We start from the raw sequence: 17,712 nt of genomic DNA on the forward strand, positions 1-17,712 counted from the left end.
GCGCGGCAGGGCACTAGGGTCGGCCGGGTGACTGCCGGGTCGGCCATGGGCCATGCACGAGTGAGGCGCCCGGCCTCGGCGTGAGCACGAGGCGGGCCAGAGCCCCGCCGATGTCTTCCTGTCCTTCTTCCCAGCGCCCCTGCGCGGCGCTCCACAGCGGATCAAAGACCCGGAGACACATCCACACATGCCCCTTGTCGAGCAGCACCAGCACGAAGACGAGCTGTCGGTCACTACCGTCCAGCTGAACCACACCGCCGTGTACGCCACGGACCGGTACCTGTCGGCCGAGTTCATCACCGCGATCCTGGGTCTGAAGGTCGGCGCGCCCTTCGGGCCGTTCCTGCCCGTCGACCTGGGCAACGGCGTGACGCTCGACTACTACGAGAAGCGTGACGAGCCGATCCAGCCGCAGCACTATGCGTTCCTCGTGCCCGACGAGCACTTCGACGGCATGGTCGCTCGGCTGGAGGCGGTGGGGGTCACCTACTACGCCGAGCCCAACCACACCGAACCCGGCCGGATCAACCGCCTCTTCGGCGGACGCGGCGCGTACTTCGCCGACCCGGACGGCCACAACATGGAGATCATGACCCGGCCGTACGCCCGGCCCTAGCAAGCCGCCGTGCGGGGCACAGGCCCGAGTCGGGCGTGTGCCCCGCCATCTCCTCCCTGTCCTGCCGCTGCCGTCAACACCCTCCTGCCGCACCGCAGTTGACGGCATTCGGCCACGATCGCTCCGCTGTGCCCAGCCGCGTTACGCGGCGCAGGCCCGGACGAACGCGTCGGCCAGTTCGGCGGGGCGGGTGAAGAGGGCCTCGTGGCTGCCCGGGGTCTCGATGACCAGCGGGTTCTTGAGCCGCGGCAGGAAGCGGTCGGCCCAGGCCCACTCGCCGGGAAGGGCGAGGTCCTCGGTGGCCAGGATGTAGGCGGTGGGGAGGTCGAGGGCGGTGAACGCCGTCGTGTCCGGCTTCTCGGTGAAGGTGCCGAGGGGCTGCGGGACGAGCAGCGAGTGGATCAGGCGCTGCGTCTCCTCGCTGGCGTCCTGCATGAACGCCTGCTGGAAGACCTCGAAGGGGAACGTCACGGTGTCGTTGCCGGAGGCGGCCGCCACGGCGTGGAACATCTCGCCGTAGTGCGGCGGGCACGCGTCGATCAGGGACTCGCCGTCGTTCGGCACGAACGCGTTCCAGAAGACCAGGCGCCGTATCCGGGCTTCGAGTCGCGGCGCCGCGCCGGTCAGGACGTAGCCGCCCCAGCTGTGGCCGAGCAGGGTGATGTCGGTGAGCCCGGCGCGTTCGACGTAGTCCACGAGGCTGTTCACACAGTCCGTGAGGGTCACGCCGCGCGGGTCGTCGTCGGCGCCCAGGCCGGCCAGGGTGGGGGTGTGCACCTGGTGTCCGGCGGCTCTCAGTTCGGTCGCGACCGGCCGCCATGCCCATCCGCCGTGACAGGCTCCGGTCACCAGGACGAAGGTCTCGCTCATGTCGGTCTCCTTTGATCGAGTGATCGAGTGAATTGTGTGAATGCGTCACGCGTGAATCGACAGGTGAAAGCCGGGTTCACAACCAGCGTGGGATGTCCGGGAGTTCACCCGTGACACGCAGCTCACGCCGTTCACGCAGCTCTTGGGTGCCGCCTCGGCCGGTGAGCCAGGCGGCGAGGGCGTACGGCGGTCCGGTGACCGTGGCACCCGGGGCGGGCGTGCCGAGTACGACGCTGCCGTGGCCCTCCGCCGCCAGCTCGGCGCCGATGCCTGGCTCGACGCGGGCCGACATCCACCCGGCCACATCGCGGACGAGGGCCCAGGCGAAGTCGGGCGGCAACGTGTCCGTTCCGGCGCCGACGCGCAGGTCGACCAGGTGGATCCACACCTCGCGGGCCCGCAGCCACGGCACCTCCGACGCCGGGATCTCACGCCCCTGCGCGCTCACGACGGGGGCCGACCAGGCGTCGGCCGAGAGCGCGTCGGCGGCCTTCCGGAAACGCGCGGCGGACTCCCGTACGTCCGCCCGCTGTTCGGCGAGGGGACGTACGGCGCCCGCCTCGATGTCCGTGACGCGCTGGTCCGGCGAGGTGTACATGGGCGTCCGGATCCCCGTCCGGGCCCAGGTCAGCAGGTTGACCAGGGCGTCGGCGTTGCGGGCGAGGTGGCTGAGCAGATGGCCGCGGGTCCAGCCGGGCAACGCGGAGGGCTCGGCGACCGCGTCCTCCGGCAGCGCGTCGACCGCCTGCCGCAGCCTGCGCTCTCCGTCCTCGACCCAGCCGAGAACCCGTTCCGGCGTACTCACGGCTTGTCCTCGACAACCGTGTTCACGCACTCCCCGACGCCCTCGACCACGGTCCGTACGACCTGGCCCGGCTTCAGGAACACCTTCGGGTCGCGGGCCGCGCCGACCCCGCCCGGGGTACCGGTGAGGACGAGGTCGCCCGGCTCCAGCGTGGTGAACGTGCTGAGGTAGGCGGCGATGTCCGCCGGAGTGAACAGCAGGTCGGAGGTGCGCGAGCGCTGCATGACCTGCCCGTCGACCTCCAGGCGGATCTCCAGGTCGGCCGCGTCGTCGATCTCGTCGCCGGTCACCAGCCAGGGCCCGGCCGGGGTGCTGGCCTCCCACGCCTTGCCCTGGAGCCACTGCGGGGTACGCCACTGCCAGTCCCGCATGGAGATGTCGTTGACGACGGTGTAGCCGGCGATCGCGGCCGCCGCCTCCTCCTTGGTGGCCCGGCGGCGCAGCCGCGAGCCGATGACGAAGCCGAGTTCGGCCTCCCAGTCCAGTTCCTCCGTCTCGCCCGGGTGGACGATGTCGTCGCGGGCGCCGAGCAGGACGTTGGCGAACTTGCCGAAGAGAGCGGGGTACGACGGCATCTCGCGGCCCATCTCCGCTATGTGGGCGCGGTAGTTGTGGCCCACGCAGAAGATCTTGGCGGGGGTCGTGACGACGGGGGCGAGGTCGAGCGCCGCCACGTCGTGCGCCGGGCCGTCGGCGGCGGCCGCGTACGTACGCCAGTCGGGGCGGCGCAGCAGGGCGGCGACGTCGGGGGTGCCGGTCTCCACGGCGCGGTCGCCGTCGATGCGGACGGCCGCCGTGCCGTCGGCGGTGCGGATGGTGGCGAGCTTCATGCGCGGGTGCTCCCGGTCGTTTCGGTGCGGGCGAGATTCAGCGCTTCGTAGAGGGGCGCGTCGCTGAAGGTGAACAGGTCGAGCCGTGTGTGCGCGGCGATGGTCAGCGCGCACCAGGAGGGGACGGCGATCAGGTCGCCGTCGGACACCTCGATCTCGCGGTCGTCGAGGGTGACGGTGCCGGTGCCGCGGAAGACCTGCCAGACCGAGGAGCCCACCGTGCGGCGGGTCGCGGTGGTGGTGCCCTGACGCAGGCGGTGCATCTCGGTGCGCAGGCTGGCGAGGGCGTCGCGGCCGGTGGCGGGGTTGGTGAAGCGGATGCCGGCGTGGCCGGGCTCGACGACGCCGGTGTGCCCCTCGTCCTCCAGCTCCAGCTGGGCGGTGAGCGCGTCGTCGGTGTCGGCCCACCGGTAGGCCATCAGCGGGGAGTCGGGGCTGTCCGGCGCCCCGATCGGGCGCAGTCCCGGGTGGCCCCAGAGCCGCTCGTTGCGCGACCGGGTCGGGGTCGACCGGTCCGACACCCCGTCCTCGCCGAACTCGAAGAACCCGGCGTCCAGGCGGTGTACGAGCGGAATGTCGAGGCCGTCCAGCCAGACCATCGGCTCGTCGCCGACGTGGTGGTGACCGTGCCAGTGCATCGACGGCGTGAGCAGCAGGTCGCCGGGGCGCATCTCGACGGCGTCGCCGTTGACGACGGTCCACACGCCCTCGCCCTCCAGGATGAACCGGAAGGCGCCCTGCGAGTGCCGGTGCGCGGGGGCGACCTCGCGCGGGCCGAGGTACTGAACCGCCGCCCACAGGTTGGGAGTCGCGTACGGCCGGCCGGGCAGGCCCGGGTTGGCCAGTGCTATCGCGCGGCGCTCACCGCCGCGTCCGACCGGCACGAGGTCGCCGGCGCTGCGGGCGAGCGGCAGGAGCGTGTCCCACGGCCAGACGTGCGGGACGGCCTCGGGCTGCGGGGTGAGCGGCATGAGGTTGCCGATCTCGGTCCACAGGGGGATGAGTCCGGCGGCGGCGAAGCCGTCGTACAGCTTGCGGAGTTCGGGGTCCGTCTCGTCCGGGGCTATGACGGAGTCGCTGGTCATCGGGGGGTCCCTTCGGCGTCGAGACGGCGCGCGATGTCGGCGCGCAGGGCCTTCTTGTCGATCTTTCCGACCTTGGTGGCGGCGAGTTCGGGGACCGTCACCAGCCGGTCCGGGAACTTGAAGCGGGCGGTACCCGCGTCCTCCATGACGTGGTGGATGTCGTCGAGGGTCACTGTGTGCCCCGGTTCCGGCACGACGTAGAGGCAGACGCGTTCGCCGAGGCGGTCGTCGGGCATCGCGACGGCGGCAGCACGGGCGACGCCGGAGGTCTGGTAGGCGAAGTTCTCGATCTCCTCGGCGGAGATGTTCTCCCCGCCCCGGATGATCATGTCCTTGTCGCGGCCCTCGACGACGAGGTTGCCGTCGGGCAGCAGCCGCACGATGTCGCCGGTGCGGTACCAGCCGTCCTCCGTGAAGGCGCGGGCGTTCTGCTCTTCGGCGCGGTAGTAGCCGCGCGGGGTGTACGGACCGCGGGTGAGCAGCACCCCCGGGGTTCCGTCGGGGACCGGGTTGCCCAGCTCGTCCACGACGAGCAGCTCGTCGTCCTCGCACATGGGGCGCCCCTGCGTCGTACAGATGACGTCTTCCGGGTCGTCCAGGCGGGTGTAGTTGAGCAGTCCCTCGGCCATGCCGAACACCTGCTGGAGGGTGCAGCCGAGTTCGGGGCGCACCCGGCGGGCGACGTGGTCGGCGAGCCGGGAGCCGCCGACCTGGAGGAGGCGGAGCGAGCTGAGGTCGGTTCCGGGGTGTTCGCGGTGGTGGTCCAGCCAGCGCTGGGCGATGGCCGGCACCAGGGCCGAAGCGGTGACGCCCTCGCGCTCGACGATCGGGAACGCCTTCTCCGGGTTGGGAGAACCCAGCACCACCCGGCCGCCGTGCAGCAGCGTGCCGAGCAGGCCGGGGCAGGCGAGCGGGAAGTTGTGGCCGAGCGGGAGGGCGGCGAAGTAGACGGTATCGGGACCGAGTTCACAGACCTCGGCGCTGCGGCGGGCGTTGTAGACGTAGTCGTCGTGCGTGCGGGCGATGAGCTTGGGCAGCCCGGTGGTGCCGCCGGAGAGCAGGAACACGGCGATCGATCGGCTGTCCGGCCGGTACGCGTCCACGGCGGCCCGGTCCGCCGGCGTACCGGACGCGGCGCACAACTCCCGCAGGTCCACGGCGTCGTCGCCGACCTTGTCGCCAAGTACCAGGATGTGCCGGAGAGTTGGCGAGTCCGCGGCGATCTCGAACGCCATCGCCCGGTGGTCGTGGCCCTTGAGGTGGTCGGGCACCGCGACGGCCACGGCCTCGCTGTGCTCGACGAGGTAACCGACCTCGTGTCTGCGGTGTCCGGGCAGTGCCATCACGGGGATGACACCGAGGCGCAGACAGGCGTAGGTCAGGATCACGAACTCGGCGGTGTTGGGCAGCTGCACCACGAGCCGGTCGTCCGGGCGGAGCCCGACCGCGGCCAGCCGCAGGGCCACGGCGTCCGCGCGCACGGCGAGTTGACGGTACGTCAGCCGCTGGTCACCGTCGACGAGCGCGACGGCATCGGGAGTCGCGTCGGCGACGGCGTGGAGCCGGTCGCCGATGGTGTGGCCTTCCCAGTAGCCCTTCGCGGTGTAGCGCGCCGCATGGTCCGCGGGCCAGGGCACAGCGCCATTGCTGCTCGGCCTAGGCATGGTCGGTCTCCTCGGTGATGGGCACGATCACGGCGTCCAGGGCGATCAGCCCGTCGCCGGTGAGCCGCAGGGGGTTGATCTCGATCTCGGCGGTGTCCGGACTCGCGGCCAAGGCGGCGGCGAGTGCCGATACGACCCGTCCGAACTCGGCGCGGTCGAGCACCGGCCCGCCGCGCCAGCCGTCGAGCAGGGCGCAGGCGGCCAGGTCGTCGGGCATCCCGGCGGCCTCGGCGACGGAGAGCGGCGCCAGCCGGATCGCCACGTCGGCCAGCGCCTCGGCGGCCGTGCCGCCCAGCCCGGCGAGGACGACCGGCCCGAACACGGGGTCCCGTCGCGCGCCGAGCACGAGGTCGACGCCGGCCGGGGCCATGGCCTCGACCAGGTAGCGGCGGTCGGCGCCGATGGCGTCCAGGGCCGCGTCGAGTTCGCCGGGGGTGCGCACGCCCAGGTGCACTCCGCCGATCTCCGTCTTGTGGAGGATCGCGGCGTCGAGCACCTTGACCGCGACGGGCCCGCCCAGCACACCCAGGGCGCGGTGGGCATCGGCCCGGCTGTCGCAGGCGACACGGTCCGGGGTGCGGATGCCGAGCGAGGAGAGGAACACCTTGGCGGCATCCTCATCCAGCGGCCCGGACGGCACGGGGGCAGCCGCCGCCTGCGGCGGCCCCTCGGTGGGCATGGCCCACTGCCGGGCGTGCGTCACCGGAGCCGGGAGGGCACTCGCGGCGGAAGCCGGTCCCGTCGGCGCCGGAACCCCCGCCTTGTGGACAGGCAGCCCGCCGTCCAGCGGCCCGGACGGCACGGGGGCAGCCGCCGCCTGCGACGGCCCCTCGGTGGGCACGGCCCACTGCCGGGCGTGCGTCACCGGAGCCGGGAGGGCACTCGCGGCGGAAGCCGGTCCGGTCGGTGCCGGGACGACGTTCGCGGCGGAGGCCGGTCCCGTCGGCGCCGGAACCCCCGCCTTGTGCACGGGCAGCCCGCCGTCCAGCGGCCCGGTGGACCCGTCGATGCGCACCGCCCGCTGCCGGGCATGCGCCACCAGGGCCCGTACGGCGTTCGCGGCGGAAGCGGGGCCGGTCAGGGCCGGGATCCCCGCCTTGTGCAGCCGTGCCCGCTGGTCGGCGACGTCCTCGGGCAGGCCGCCGACGACCACGACGGCCGGGGAGTCCGTGCCGAGGCCTGCGTCCTGCGCGGCCGTGGCGAGGTCGACGCTGTCGGGCTCGGTGAGGGCGTAGACGGCGAGCAGATGCACCGCCGGGTCGGCGGCCGTCGTGTCCAGCACGCGGGCGAAGGTCTCGGCGGGCCGGCCCGTGTCGACCGGGTTGCGCTGGTAGGTGAGCGGGGGCAGCAGTACGCCGAGCGCCCGCCGCGTGGTCTCGGCCAGCTCCGGCATCCGGATGCCGTCGGCGCCCACGCGGTCCGCCAACAGCAGGCCCGGCCCGGCCTGGGCGGTCACGATGGCGAGGCCGGGGTCCGGGTGGGGGCGCAGCTGGATGCGGGAGAGGGCGGTGAGCGCGTCCACCATCTCCCGTTCGTCGTCCACGACCACGGCCCCGGCCTGCCGCAGCGCGGCCCGCGTCGTACGCCAGGAGGTGGCGAGCGCACCGGTGTGGGAGCGGGCGAAGTCACCGACGTCGCTGCGGCCGACGATTAGGGCCACGACCGGCTTTGCAGCGGCCGCCAGCCGTACGGCTTCGACCAGCCGTGGCCCGTCCGGCACCGTCTCCACATGCAACGCCACGGCCGTCGTACGACCGTCCCCCGCGAGGTGGGCCAGGACGTCCGCGGCGGTGACGCCGAGGCCTGCCCCGATGCCGACGCCGAGGCTGATGCCGTTGCCGGCGGCGACCAGGTCGAAGGAGAGCGCGTGGTTGACGCCGCCGCTGGCCGCGACCACCGCGATGTCCCCGGCCGGGAGCTGTCCTGCCGCGGGCACGAAGCTGGCCGTCAGGCCGAGGTGGGGGGCGAAGAAGCCCGAGGTGTTGGGGCCGAGAATCCGGATGCCCGTCTCCTGGGCGACGAGGCGCAGGGCGTCCGCGTGTGCCTCGCCCTCCGGGCCCGCCTCGCCGAACCCGCCGGCACAGACCAGGGCGGCCCGGCAGCCGGCGGCGGCCGCTTCGGCCAGGGCGTCCGCGCAGCCGGCCGCGGGCACGCACAGGACGGCCAGGTCGAGCCGTCCGGCGGTGTGCGCTGCCGCCTCGGCGACCGAGGCGTACACGCCCTCGCCGGGCTCCGGGCGCCGCGAGTTGACCAGGGCGCGGGCTCCCGAGAACGGGGCCAGCGAGCGGGCCATGGCGGCGCCCAGCTTTCCGCTCTGCCGGGAGGCGCCGATCACGACTACGCCCTCGGGCGCGAAGAGCGGAATCAGGTCGGTGCTCATGCCTGCTCCCCCGCCACCAGGTCGGCACGCCCGGACAGCAGCAACGTTTCCGCACGATCGTCGTCCATCGTGTCCTCCACGATCAGTACGGGGATGCCGCACACCAGCCGGGCCTGTTCGGCGAGCAACGACCGGGTGAACGGCGTTCCGCCCCGTACGGCGACCATGTCCGGGGGCCTGTCACCACTCAGGGCGTCGGCCAACTCGTCGTAGATCTGCGGCAGTTGAGTCTCATCCTCGGGTGCGGTGAGCCACCGGCATCCCTCGGAGCGCAGACCGGCGAGGTCGGCCGAGGTCAGTCGCCGGCCGCCGAAGTCCCTGAAGGGCGTGTCCAGGGGATCGTGTCCGTCGTGGGCCGCCCGCCAGTCCCGTACGACCTGGTCGACGAACTCGGGGTCGCGGCGCGCGATCCGTTCCTTGCCGATGCTGCGGGAGATGAAGTGGAAGGCGAACTGCGTCGGTTCGAACGCGTCGTGGTAGCGCCCGAAGTGCTCCCACCAGGACAGGCTCGGCCGGGCGGAGCCCTGGATCTTCTCCACCGAGGGTCGCCGGGCCGCCTCGTACGCCTCCAGGGCGCTCGGCAGGTCGTCGCGGTGGGTGAGGAGGCTGTCGGCGAGGGCGACGGCGTCCTCCAGGGCCATCTTGGTGCCGGAGCCGACGGAGAAGTGCGCGGTGTGCGCGGCGTCGCCGAGCAGGACGACGTTGCCGCTGTGCCAGCGCCGGGTGCGGCGGGTGCGGAAGTTGCCCCAGCGGGAGTTGTTGACCAGCAGTTCGTGCCCGTCGATCTGTTCGGCGAAGAGCTTCTCCAGGTACGCCTTGCTCTTCTCGTCACTCGGGCCGGGCGGCCCCGCCGTGTCGAACTCGTCGAGGCCCGCCCTGCGCCAGGACTCTTCGTCCGTCTCGACGATGAAGGTGCTCACGCTGTCGCTGATCGGGTAGGCGTGCACGGCGAACGTGCCGTGCGGGCCGTGTTCGTGCACGAAGGTCAGGCCGTCGAAGAGATAGTCCGTGCCGAACCAGATGAACTTCGCGGTCGCGACCTCCACCTCCGGCACCAGCACGTCGGCGAGCCGGTCGCGCAACCCGGAGTTCGCCCCGTCGGCGGCCACGATCAGGTCGTAGTCGGCCAGCTCGGCCGGGTCGGCGGGAATCTCGTGGCTGAAGCGGAGCTCGACCCCGACCTCCTCGGCCCTCTGGTGCAGCAGCTGGAGCAGGATCTTGCGGGTGATGGCGGCCATGCCGTTGCCACCGCACCGGATCCGCTGCCCCTTCAGCCGCACCTCGATGTCGTCCCAGTGCCGGCCGTGCTCCGCGAGCGCCGTGCGCAGCACGGGATCCGCCGCGTGGATGGCGGCCAGGGTCGCGTCCGAGAACACCACGCCGAAGCCGAAGGTGTCCTCGGCGCGGTTGCGTTCGAAGACCGTCACCTCGACCGACGGATCGGCCTGCTTGACGAGCGCGGCGAAGAACAGCCCGCCGGGGCCGCCTCCCACGCAAGCGATCCGAGTCACCATGGCTCCTGCCTCCACGTCGAGTACAGCCCCAGACTCCGCCCCGGACGCGTCTTGTGTCAATGGATGCACGGGCGTCAATATTTTGTTGCGCATCGATGAAGCCGCTGAACCAGCAGGGACAGGAGTTTTTCCCTTCGGGTGACTCATCATGACGACGGCCGTCCGTGTGACATAGTCGATTCTGTGAAGCCTCGATCGATCGTCTTCGACCTGTTCGGCGACTATGTGCGCTATCGCGGCGGCGCCGCCCGGCTGCGCACACTCAGCACACTGATGGGCTGCTTCGGTGTCGGCGAGAGCACCGTGCGGGTGGTCCTCGCCCGGCTGCGCAAGGAGGACTGGTTCGACGTCCGGCGTGAGGGCAGGGAGACCGTCTACACGCTCAACAAGCGCAGCCTCCAGCTCCTCGACGAGGGCCGCTCACGCATCTTCGACCGGGCCCCGTCCGACTGGGACCGGCACTGGTACATGGCCATCTACTCGGTCCCCGAGACCGAGCGCGGCGTACGCGACCGCATCCGCAAGGAGCTGGCCTGGCTGGGCTTCGGCCCGCTGGCCCCGTCCACGTACGTCTCCCCGCACGACCGGCTGCAGCAGGTCCGGGAGAAGTTCGCGGACGAGCCGGCCATCCGCCTGGACACCCTGCGCTGCCAGTCCGGGGGGCTGACCGTCGACCGTGAGATGGCGGCGCGCAGCTGGGATCTCGCCGCCCTCAACGAGGACTACCGGGAGCTGCTGCGCACCTACCGCAGCCGGATGCCGTCGTACCGGGCCGGGCACCTCAGCCCCGAGGAGGCGATGGTCGAGCGGATGCGGCTGACCTACGACTACCGCAAGTTCCCCTTCCGCGACCCGGACCTGCCGACCGACCTCCTGCCCGCGGGCTGGGTGGGCCACGAGGCGCACGAGATGTTCCTGGAGGCCCACGAGGTCCTCGGCCCCTCCGCCGAGTCCTACTACGACGAGGTGGCCGGCCCACGTCCCCCTGCATAGGGCCCTACGACAGGTGTCCCAGCTCGTGCGAGGCCGCGGCCACGGTGTCGCGCAGTTCCTGGGTCACCTCGGCCAGGTGGGCCGGGGTACCGAGGCTCTCGGGCAGGACGACGGAGACGGCGAGCGGCAGCGGGTCGCCTGCCGCGAAGACGGGCGCGGCGACCGAGATGATGCCCGGGATGACGCCGCTGTGCGTCACGACGTGTCCGTCGTCGCGGATCTGCGCCCGGGTGGCGGCGATGCGCTCGCTCGTCCACTCCCCCTCCTTGCCGTGGAGCTCGCCGCCCAGCACCTCGTCCGTGAGGCTCTCGGGCAGGTGGGCCAGGAAGACCTGGCCCACGGAGGACGTGAGCAGGGGAAGCGTGGCGCCGACGCGCACCGTCAGGGGCAGCGGGCGGGTGCCGTACGCCCAGCTCACCACGATCGGGCCGCGGTCGCCCCAGACCGCGAGGTTCACGGAGTGGCCCGTGCGGTCGCGGAGCTGCGTCGCGTGGCCGCTCACCACCGCCACCTCGTTGGTGCGGCGCAGCGACTCGGCGCCCATGCGGCGCATCGCGGCCCCGAAGTCGTACAGGCCCGAGGCGGAATCCTGCGAGGTCAGACCGATACGGCCGAGGCTGACGAGATAGCGGTGCACCTTGCTGGGCTGCATGCCGCTCGCCTGCGCGATCGCCGACAGGCTCAGCGCGCCGCCGCCGCTCTCCAGCGCCAGCAGGACTCTCATCGCCATCTCGACGGACTGGATGCCCTGCCGCTCCCCGTTCTCCCGGGGGTCAGTCGTGGTCACAGCGCAGCCTTCTCCCCTGCCGGTGCATGAACGCGGTCAGCCTATCGAGGCCGCCGATACAACTGATCTTACATTCACTATTGCGGAACGCGTTACGTTCTGGTGAACTGCGGAAGCGGTGGCGGTCACCTCCCCCGACTGCCCCCGCCACACCGGCGGCCCGTTTCGCAGCCGCCCGGAGCCGCTCGTCCTCCGGCGCACACACCCGCGCATCTCATCCGCCCCGGCCACTCACACCGAGCCGGGCGCCGCCGTACCCCGCTGCGTTCAAGATCCCTCCGAGGAGAACTCCGCAATGAAGCTGATCGGCCTCGAAGAACACTTCGTGACCCCTGACCTGGTGGGCCACGGCGCCTCCACCGCCTCCATCGCCCAGCCCCATGCGTGGGCCGAGGCCTCCCGGCGGCTCCTCGACCTCACCGAGGAACGCCTCGACGACATGGACGCCGCCGGCCTGGACATGCAGGTGCTCTCGCTCAACTCCCCCGGCCTCCAGGCAGAGAAGGACCCGGCCTCCGCCGTACGCCAGGCGATCACCGTCAACGACTTCCTCACCGGCGTCATCGCCGAGCACCCCGACCGCTTCTCCGGCTTCGCCGCCCTGCCCCTGCAGGACCCCAAGGCCGCCGCCGACGAACTGGAGCGCGCGGTCACCCAGCTCGGCCTGCGCGGCGCCCTCGTCAACGCGCACACCCACGGCAGGTACCTGGACGACCCCGCCCTGCGCGTCGTCTGGGAGCGCGCCGAGCACCTCGACGTACCGCTCTATCTGCACCCGGCCAACGGCGTCGACACCGCGCACGTGCTCTCCGGACACCCCGAACTCGTCGGACCGATGTGGAGCTGGGGGATCGACACCGCCACCCACGCCCTGCGGCTCATCTTCGGCGGCGTCTTCGACGACTTCCCGAACGCCAAGCTGCTCCTCGGCCACATGGGAGAGGGACTGCCCTACGTGATGTGGCGCATGGACTCCCGCTGGGAGTTCCACGCGCACCACGGCATCGAGCTCAAGCGCGGGCGCCCCTCGGAGTACATCCGGCACAACCTCTACATCACGACCAGCGGCGTCTGCTCTCCCGCCCCGCTACTCACCGCCCTGCTGTCGATGGGCGCCGACCACATCCTCTTCGGCACCGACTACCCCTTCGAGGACATCGAGACGGCCACGAAGTTCCTCCAGAACGCCCCGATCAGCGACGCCGACCGGCTCAAGATCGGCCACCAGAACGCCGAGAAGCTGCTCGGCCTCGCCACCACGCCCGCGCTCGCGGGTGTCTGAGCGGAGGGGAACGCACGTGTACGACGTCGCCGTCATCGGGTACGGGCCCGTCGGCATGGCCACCGCGGCGCTGCTCGGTCAGGCAGGCCACGACGTGGTCGTGCTGGAGCGCTACCCGACCCTCTACAACCTTCCGCGCGCCGCCATCTTCGACGACGAGACGATGCGGACCTTCGACCGCCTCGGCATCTCCGGGGATCTGCTGCCCACCCTGCACGTCCAGCGGAACTACGAGTGGCGCAACGGCGCGGGCGAGCTCCTCATCGAGCACGACTTCGCCGCCGTCGGCGGCCAGGGCTGGGCGGAGTGGTACATGATGTACCAGCCCTATCTGGAGGACACCCTCGACGGTCTGGTCCGCGGTCTCGAGAACGTCGAGATCCGCATGGACTCCCGGGTCAACGGCCTGCGGAACACGCCTGACGGCGTGGACATCCAGGTCGAGGGAAGCGACACGCCCGTCTCGGCCCGGTACGTCGTCGCCTGCGACGGCGGCAACAGCTTCACCCGTGGTTGGCTCGACGTCGGGCAGGACGACTACGGGTTCTCCGAGCCGTGGATGGTCTGCGACTTCCGCCTGACCGGCCCCACGGACATACCCAAGGCCCGTCAGGTGTGCGACCCGAAGCAGCCCGTGTCGATCATCTCGCTGGGCCCCCGGCACCACCGGTTCAGCTTCATGCTCGACTCGGCGGACTCCTTCCCCTTCGAGCGGGAGCCCGACCGGGTGTGGGCACGGGTCGCCGACCACGTCGGCCGCTCGCAGGCCGAACTCGTCCGCGTCGCCACATACACGTTCCGCTCGCTCGTCGCGGAACGCTGGCGCAGCGGCCGGGTCCTGCTCGCCGGGGACGCAGCGCATCAGATGCCGCCGTTCCTCGGGCAGGGCATGTGCTCGGGCATCCGCGACGCCCAGAACATCGCCTTCAAGCTCGACGCCGTACTGCGCGGCGCCGACGACGCGCTCCTCGACACCTACCAGAGCGAACGCGAGCCGCATGTGCGGGCCATCATCGCCAAGGGCATCGAACTCGGCCGGGTGCAGACCATGCGCGATCCGGTGGCCGCCGCCGAGCGGGACGCCCGCCTGATCGCCCTGCGCGAGGCGGACGGGCGCCCCGAGAAGATGCGCTTCCCGGGCCTCGGCCCCGGTCTGCGCGACGAGTCCCCGCAGGCCGGCCATCTGATGCCGCAGGGCCGGGTGGAGTCGCACGGCACCGAGGGGCTCTTCGACGAGGTCCTGGGACGCGGATTCGTGCTCCTCGTCGACGGCCGGACCGGCGCCTCGCTCGACGCCTCGACGACCGAAGAGGCCGCCCGGCTCGGCGTGGCCGTCCACCGCCTCACCGACCGCCGCCTCAGCACGGAGGGGGTCACCGATGTCGGCGGCGTCTACGGGCGCTGGTTCGACGAGACCGGCCGCGCAGCCGTGCTGTGGCGGCCCGACTTCTACATCCTCGGCACCACGGGAGTCCTCTCGGACATCCCGGCACTTCTCACCACACTTGCCACAGCAGTCGAGCCGGTGCAGGCTCCTGCCACAGCTGGAGAAGGGATCCGGCCATGACCACACAGTCCGCCGTCCGTCCGCAGGCCCGCAGAGTGTCCGCGACCACGTTCATGCTGATCGCCGCCTGGGTCGTCGCATCCCTTGAGGGATACGACCTCGCCGTGTACGGCGTCACCGTCCCGGCGATCCTCGGCGACCCCTCGCTCGGCATCGACAAGGCCGAGGCCGGCACCATCGGCTCCCTTGTCGGCATCGGGATGCTGGTCGGCGCCGCGCTCGCCGGCGCCCTGCTCCACCGCACCGGCCCACGCCGGCTCCTGCTCGTCGGCACCGTCGTGTTCTCGCTCGGGATGGCGGTCTGTACGTTCGCCGGTGGAGTCCCCTCGTTCGGCGCCGGACGCCTTGTCGTCGGCCTCGGCCTCGGTGTCGTACTGCCGACGATCAACGCCTACGTCGCCGACCTCAGCGAGCCGGGCCGCCGCAGCCGCAACGTCGCCCTGATCATGAGCGGCTACGCGGCCGGCGCCCTGCTCTCCCCGCTGCTCGGCACCGCCCTGCTCCCCGACGTCTCGTACCGCTGGCTGTACGTCATCGGCGTGCTCCCGGTGTTCCTGGCCATACCGCTCGTGCTCCGGCTCCCCGAGAGCCCGTTCCACCTCCACCGCACGGGCCGCACCACCGAGGCGAGAGCGGTGGAGGAGCAGCACGGCCTCGCCCCGTCCGTCGCCGCGCCGACGTCGGACCCGGGCCGCATGCTCGGCCTCGGATCGCTGCTCACGGGCGGCCTCGCGATCTCGACCCTGCTCTTCTGGGCCATGTCCTTCTGCGGACTCCTCCTCGTCTTCGGCATCAGCACCTGGCTGCCCAGCATCATGCAGGCCGCCGGCTTCTCCCTCGGCTCGGCACTGCTGCAGACGGCGGCGATGTGGCTGGGCGTCGGTGTCGGGGCCATCGTCGGCGGCCGGGTCGCGGACGCGCTCGGCGCCAAGCGGGTCGTGGTCGTCGCGTTCCTGGTCGGCACGCTGAGCCTGATCGCGATGAGCACCCGCCCGCCGACACCCGTCATGTTCGTGCTCATGTTCATCAGCGGGTTCGGGTTCATCGGTTCGCAGATCCTCGGCAACGCGTTCATCGTGACCAGGTACCCGGACGCCGTACGCGGCAACGGCCTCGCCTGGGCCCTGTCCATCGGCCGCTTCGGAGCCATCGCCGGCCCGTCCCTGGGCGCGTTCGTCCTCACCTCGGGCGCCGACGTCAAATGGGCCTTCTACGCCTTCGCCGTCCCCGCCCTCGTCGGGGCGTTCGCGGCGGGTGCCGTGCCCCGGGCGCGACAGGTCAAGGCATGACCGTCGTCCCATCGCCGGTCGTCTACGAGTCCTGGGGCCAGCGGGTCGTCTTCGGCTCGGGCACCGTCCGGGCGGACGTGGCGGCCGCGGTCGCTGGACTCGGCGCGAGCCGGGTCCTGGTGATCGCGGCCGACGGGGAGCGGGCCCTGGCCGAGGACATCTGCAAGGACCTCCCGGTCGTGGCGGTCTTCGGCGGCGTCCGGCCGCACGTACCGGCCGACGTGGCACAGGCCGTGCGGGCCGCGGCCCACGAGCACGCGGCCGACCTGCTGCTGAGCGTCGGCGGAGGATCGACGACCGGCACCGCCAAGGCGGCGGCGCTCACCACCGGGCTGCCGATCCTCGCCGTCCCCACGACGTACGCCGGTTCCGAGGCCACCCCGGTCTGGGGCCTCACCGAGGACGGCCACAAGCGCACCGGCGTCGACCCGAAGGTGCTCCCCAAGGTCGTCGTCTACGACGCGACGCTGATGCTGTCGCTGCCGACGAGGCTTTCGGTGACGTCCGGCCTCAACGCCCTCGCCCACTGCGTCGACGCGTGGTGGGCACCCCGGCACAACCCGATCAGCTCCGCGCTGGCCGTCGAGGGCGTCCGCTCGCTGGCGTCCGCCCTCCCCCGCATCGTCGCCGACGGCCAGGATGTCGTCGCCCGCCGCGAGATCCTCTTCGGCACCTACCTCGGGGCTGTGGCTTTCGCGGGCGCCGGTTCCGGGCTGCACCACAAGGTGTGTCACGTCCTCGGCGGCGCGTACGACCTCGAACACGCCGCCCTGCACTCGGTGGTCCTGCCGCACGTGGTCGGCCTCAACCTGGCCGCGGCGCCCGACGCGGCGCGGCTCCTCGGAGCGGCGCTCGACGAACGCACCGACCCCTTCGGCGCGTTGCTCGCCCTCTACGCGCAGCTCGAACCCCCTTACTCGCTGCGCGAGTTGGGGCTCCCCGAGGAGCAACTCGACCGGGCCGCCGACCTGGTCATGGCCCAAGTGCCGGACTCCAACCCGCGCCGGGTCACCCGCGACGAGATGCGCGAACTGCTGGGCCGCGCGTACCGGGGCGACACCCCGGTGCCTGTCCCGGTCCCGCTCACCGCCCTCCGTACGAAAGAGCACCCCCGATGACTGAGACGACTGAAACGGCTGAGACGACGGAACAGGAACTGACGGACAAGGTCGTCGCGAGCTTCGGCACCGCGAAGGACGAACGGTTCCGTGAGGTCATGCAGGCGCTCGTGCGGCACGCCCACGCGTTCGTGCGCGAGACGCGGCTCACCGAAGCCGAGTGGAGCGCGGCGATCGCGTTCCTGACCGCGTCCGGTCACATCACGACCGACACCCGCCAGGAGTTCGTGCTCCTCTCCGACGTCCTCGGCGTCTCCATGCTCACCGTCGCGGTGAACGAACCGGGCCTCGGCGAGTCGACGGAGTCCACGGTCCTCGGCCCCTTCTTCGTCCAGGACGCCCCCGAGATCGCACTCGGCGGGGACATCGCGGGCGGCGCGAAGGGCGAGCCCTCGTGGGTCGCCGGCACGGTCACGGACACCGACGGCACCCCGGTCCCCGGGGCCCGCATCGAGGTGTGGGAGGCCGACGACGACGGCATGTACGACGTCCAGTACGACCACGGTGCCCTCGCCGGACGGGCGCACCTGTTCAGCGACGCCGAGGGCGGCTACCGGTTCTGGGCGCTCACGCCCACGCCGTACCCGATCCCCGACGACGGCCCCGTCGGCCGGCTCCTCCACCATGCCGGCCGGTCACCGATGCGGGCACCGCATCTCCACTTCAAGGTGACGGCACCCGGTTTCCACCCGCTGATCACGCACATCTTCGTCGCGGGCGACCCCGGTCTGGACAGCGACTCGGTATTCGGGGTGAAGCAGTCACTGGTCCGCCCTTTCGACCGTCACCCGGCGGGAACACCGACACCGGACGGCCGTCGGCCGGACGGGCCGTGGACCTCGGCCGGCTTCGACATCGTCCTCAGGAAGGAGTAGGTCAGGCGAGGGACTGCCGGAGAGGCGGTACCACTGG

At 71.9% G+C, this 17,712-nt stretch carries 15 protein-coding genes; 7 read left to right on the forward strand and 8 right to left on the reverse strand.

Annotation, left to right across the window (positions count from 1 at the left end; genetic code table 11):
* The first annotated feature begins 187 nt into the window (after positions 1–187).
* Positions 188–616 carry a VOC family protein gene (locus ACH4TV_RS34755; RefSeq protein WP_398405239.1) on the forward strand — a complete coding sequence of 143 codons (429 nt, stop codon included), beginning with the start codon at positions 188–190 and terminating at the stop codon, positions 614–616.
* A 141-nt stretch (positions 617–757) separates the two neighbouring features.
* Here the strand turns inward: ACH4TV_RS34755 and ACH4TV_RS34760 are convergent, their stop codons facing one another.
* The 7 genes from ACH4TV_RS34760 to ACH4TV_RS34790 form a co-directional block, all read right to left on the reverse strand.
* Positions 758–1,486 (reverse strand): alpha/beta fold hydrolase, encoded by a 729-nt coding sequence (locus tag ACH4TV_RS34760; protein ID WP_398405240.1) that lies wholly within the window; start codon positions 1,484–1,486, stop codon positions 758–760.
* Positions 1,487–1,562: 76 nt separating this feature from the next.
* The gene (locus tag ACH4TV_RS34765; RefSeq protein ID WP_398405241.1) at positions 1,563–2,291 is read right to left on the reverse strand and encodes a maleylpyruvate isomerase family mycothiol-dependent enzyme; all 729 of its coding nucleotides are present in this window, start codon (positions 2,289–2,291) and stop codon (positions 1,563–1,565) included.
* On the reverse strand, positions 2,288–3,121 hold the full coding sequence (locus ACH4TV_RS34770) for a fumarylacetoacetate hydrolase family protein (protein WP_398405242.1): 834 nt from the start codon (positions 3,119–3,121) through the stop codon (positions 2,288–2,290). Before ACH4TV_RS34770 ends, ACH4TV_RS34765 begins: the two co-directional genes overlap by 4 nt.
* Entirely contained in the window at positions 3,118–4,206 is a 1,089-nt protein-coding gene (locus tag ACH4TV_RS34775) for a cupin domain-containing protein (RefSeq protein ID WP_398405243.1), read from the reverse strand. The genes ACH4TV_RS34770 and ACH4TV_RS34775 overlap by 4 nt, the downstream gene beginning before the upstream one ends.
* Positions 4,203–5,870, reverse strand: coding sequence for a (2,3-dihydroxybenzoyl)adenylate synthase (locus ACH4TV_RS34780; protein ID WP_398405244.1), 1,668 nt, complete (start codon positions 5,868–5,870; stop codon positions 4,203–4,205). The genes ACH4TV_RS34775 and ACH4TV_RS34780 overlap by 4 nt, the downstream gene beginning before the upstream one ends.
* Positions 5,863–8,250: an acetate--CoA ligase family protein gene (locus tag ACH4TV_RS34785; RefSeq protein ID WP_398405245.1), complete on the reverse strand. Its 2,388-nt coding sequence runs from the start codon at positions 8,248–8,250 to the stop codon at positions 5,863–5,865. The genes ACH4TV_RS34780 and ACH4TV_RS34785 overlap by 8 nt, the downstream gene beginning before the upstream one ends.
* Positions 8,247–9,764, reverse strand: coding sequence for an FAD-dependent monooxygenase (locus tag ACH4TV_RS34790; protein ID WP_398405246.1), 1,518 nt, complete (start codon positions 9,762–9,764; stop codon positions 8,247–8,249). Before ACH4TV_RS34790 ends, ACH4TV_RS34785 begins: the two co-directional genes overlap by 4 nt.
* 183 nt (positions 9,765–9,947) lie before the next feature.
* Here ACH4TV_RS34790 and ACH4TV_RS34795 point away from each other — a divergent pair, with 183 nt between their 5' ends.
* Positions 9,948–10,757 carry a PaaX family transcriptional regulator C-terminal domain-containing protein gene (locus ACH4TV_RS34795; RefSeq protein WP_398405247.1) on the forward strand — a complete coding sequence of 270 codons (810 nt, stop codon included), beginning with the start codon at positions 9,948–9,950 and terminating at the stop codon, positions 10,755–10,757.
* 4 nt (positions 10,758–10,761) lie between these two features.
* On the opposite strand, the gene ACH4TV_RS34800 is transcribed toward ACH4TV_RS34795, so the two are convergent.
* On the reverse strand, positions 10,762–11,544 hold the full coding sequence (locus ACH4TV_RS34800) for an IclR family transcriptional regulator (RefSeq protein WP_398405248.1): 783 nt from the start codon (positions 11,542–11,544) through the stop codon (positions 10,762–10,764).
* A 295-nt stretch (positions 11,545–11,839) separates the two neighbouring features.
* Here ACH4TV_RS34800 and ACH4TV_RS34805 point away from each other — a divergent pair, with 295 nt between their 5' ends.
* From ACH4TV_RS34805 to ACH4TV_RS34825, 5 genes are read left to right on the forward strand one after another with little or no spacing between them, the layout of a single operon-like run.
* Positions 11,840–12,826, forward strand: coding sequence for an amidohydrolase family protein (locus ACH4TV_RS34805; protein ID WP_398405249.1), 987 nt, complete (start codon positions 11,840–11,842; stop codon positions 12,824–12,826).
* A gap of 16 nt (positions 12,827–12,842) precedes the next feature.
* Positions 12,843–14,393: a bifunctional 3-(3-hydroxy-phenyl)propionate/3-hydroxycinnamic acid hydroxylase gene (locus ACH4TV_RS34810; protein ID WP_398405250.1), complete on the forward strand. Its 1,551-nt coding sequence runs from the start codon at positions 12,843–12,845 to the stop codon at positions 14,391–14,393.
* On the forward strand, positions 14,390–15,682 hold the full coding sequence (locus ACH4TV_RS34815) for an MFS transporter (protein ID WP_398405251.1): 1,293 nt from the start codon (positions 14,390–14,392) through the stop codon (positions 15,680–15,682). Before ACH4TV_RS34810 ends, ACH4TV_RS34815 begins: the two co-directional genes overlap by 4 nt.
* Positions 15,679–16,800 (forward strand): maleylacetate reductase, encoded by a 1,122-nt coding sequence (locus tag ACH4TV_RS34820; protein WP_398405252.1) that lies wholly within the window; start codon positions 15,679–15,681, stop codon positions 16,798–16,800. The genes ACH4TV_RS34815 and ACH4TV_RS34820 overlap by 4 nt, the downstream gene beginning before the upstream one ends.
* Complete coding sequence (locus ACH4TV_RS34825) at positions 16,797–17,675, forward strand: dioxygenase (RefSeq protein ID WP_398405253.1); 879 nt, start codon at positions 16,797–16,799, stop codon at positions 17,673–17,675. The genes ACH4TV_RS34820 and ACH4TV_RS34825 overlap by 4 nt, the downstream gene beginning before the upstream one ends.
* The last annotated feature ends 37 nt before the right edge of the window (positions 17,676–17,712 follow it).

The organism is Streptomyces sp. NPDC020898, assembly GCF_044333925.1.
Classification (GTDB): domain Bacteria; phylum Actinomycetota; class Actinomycetes; order Streptomycetales; family Streptomycetaceae; genus Streptomyces.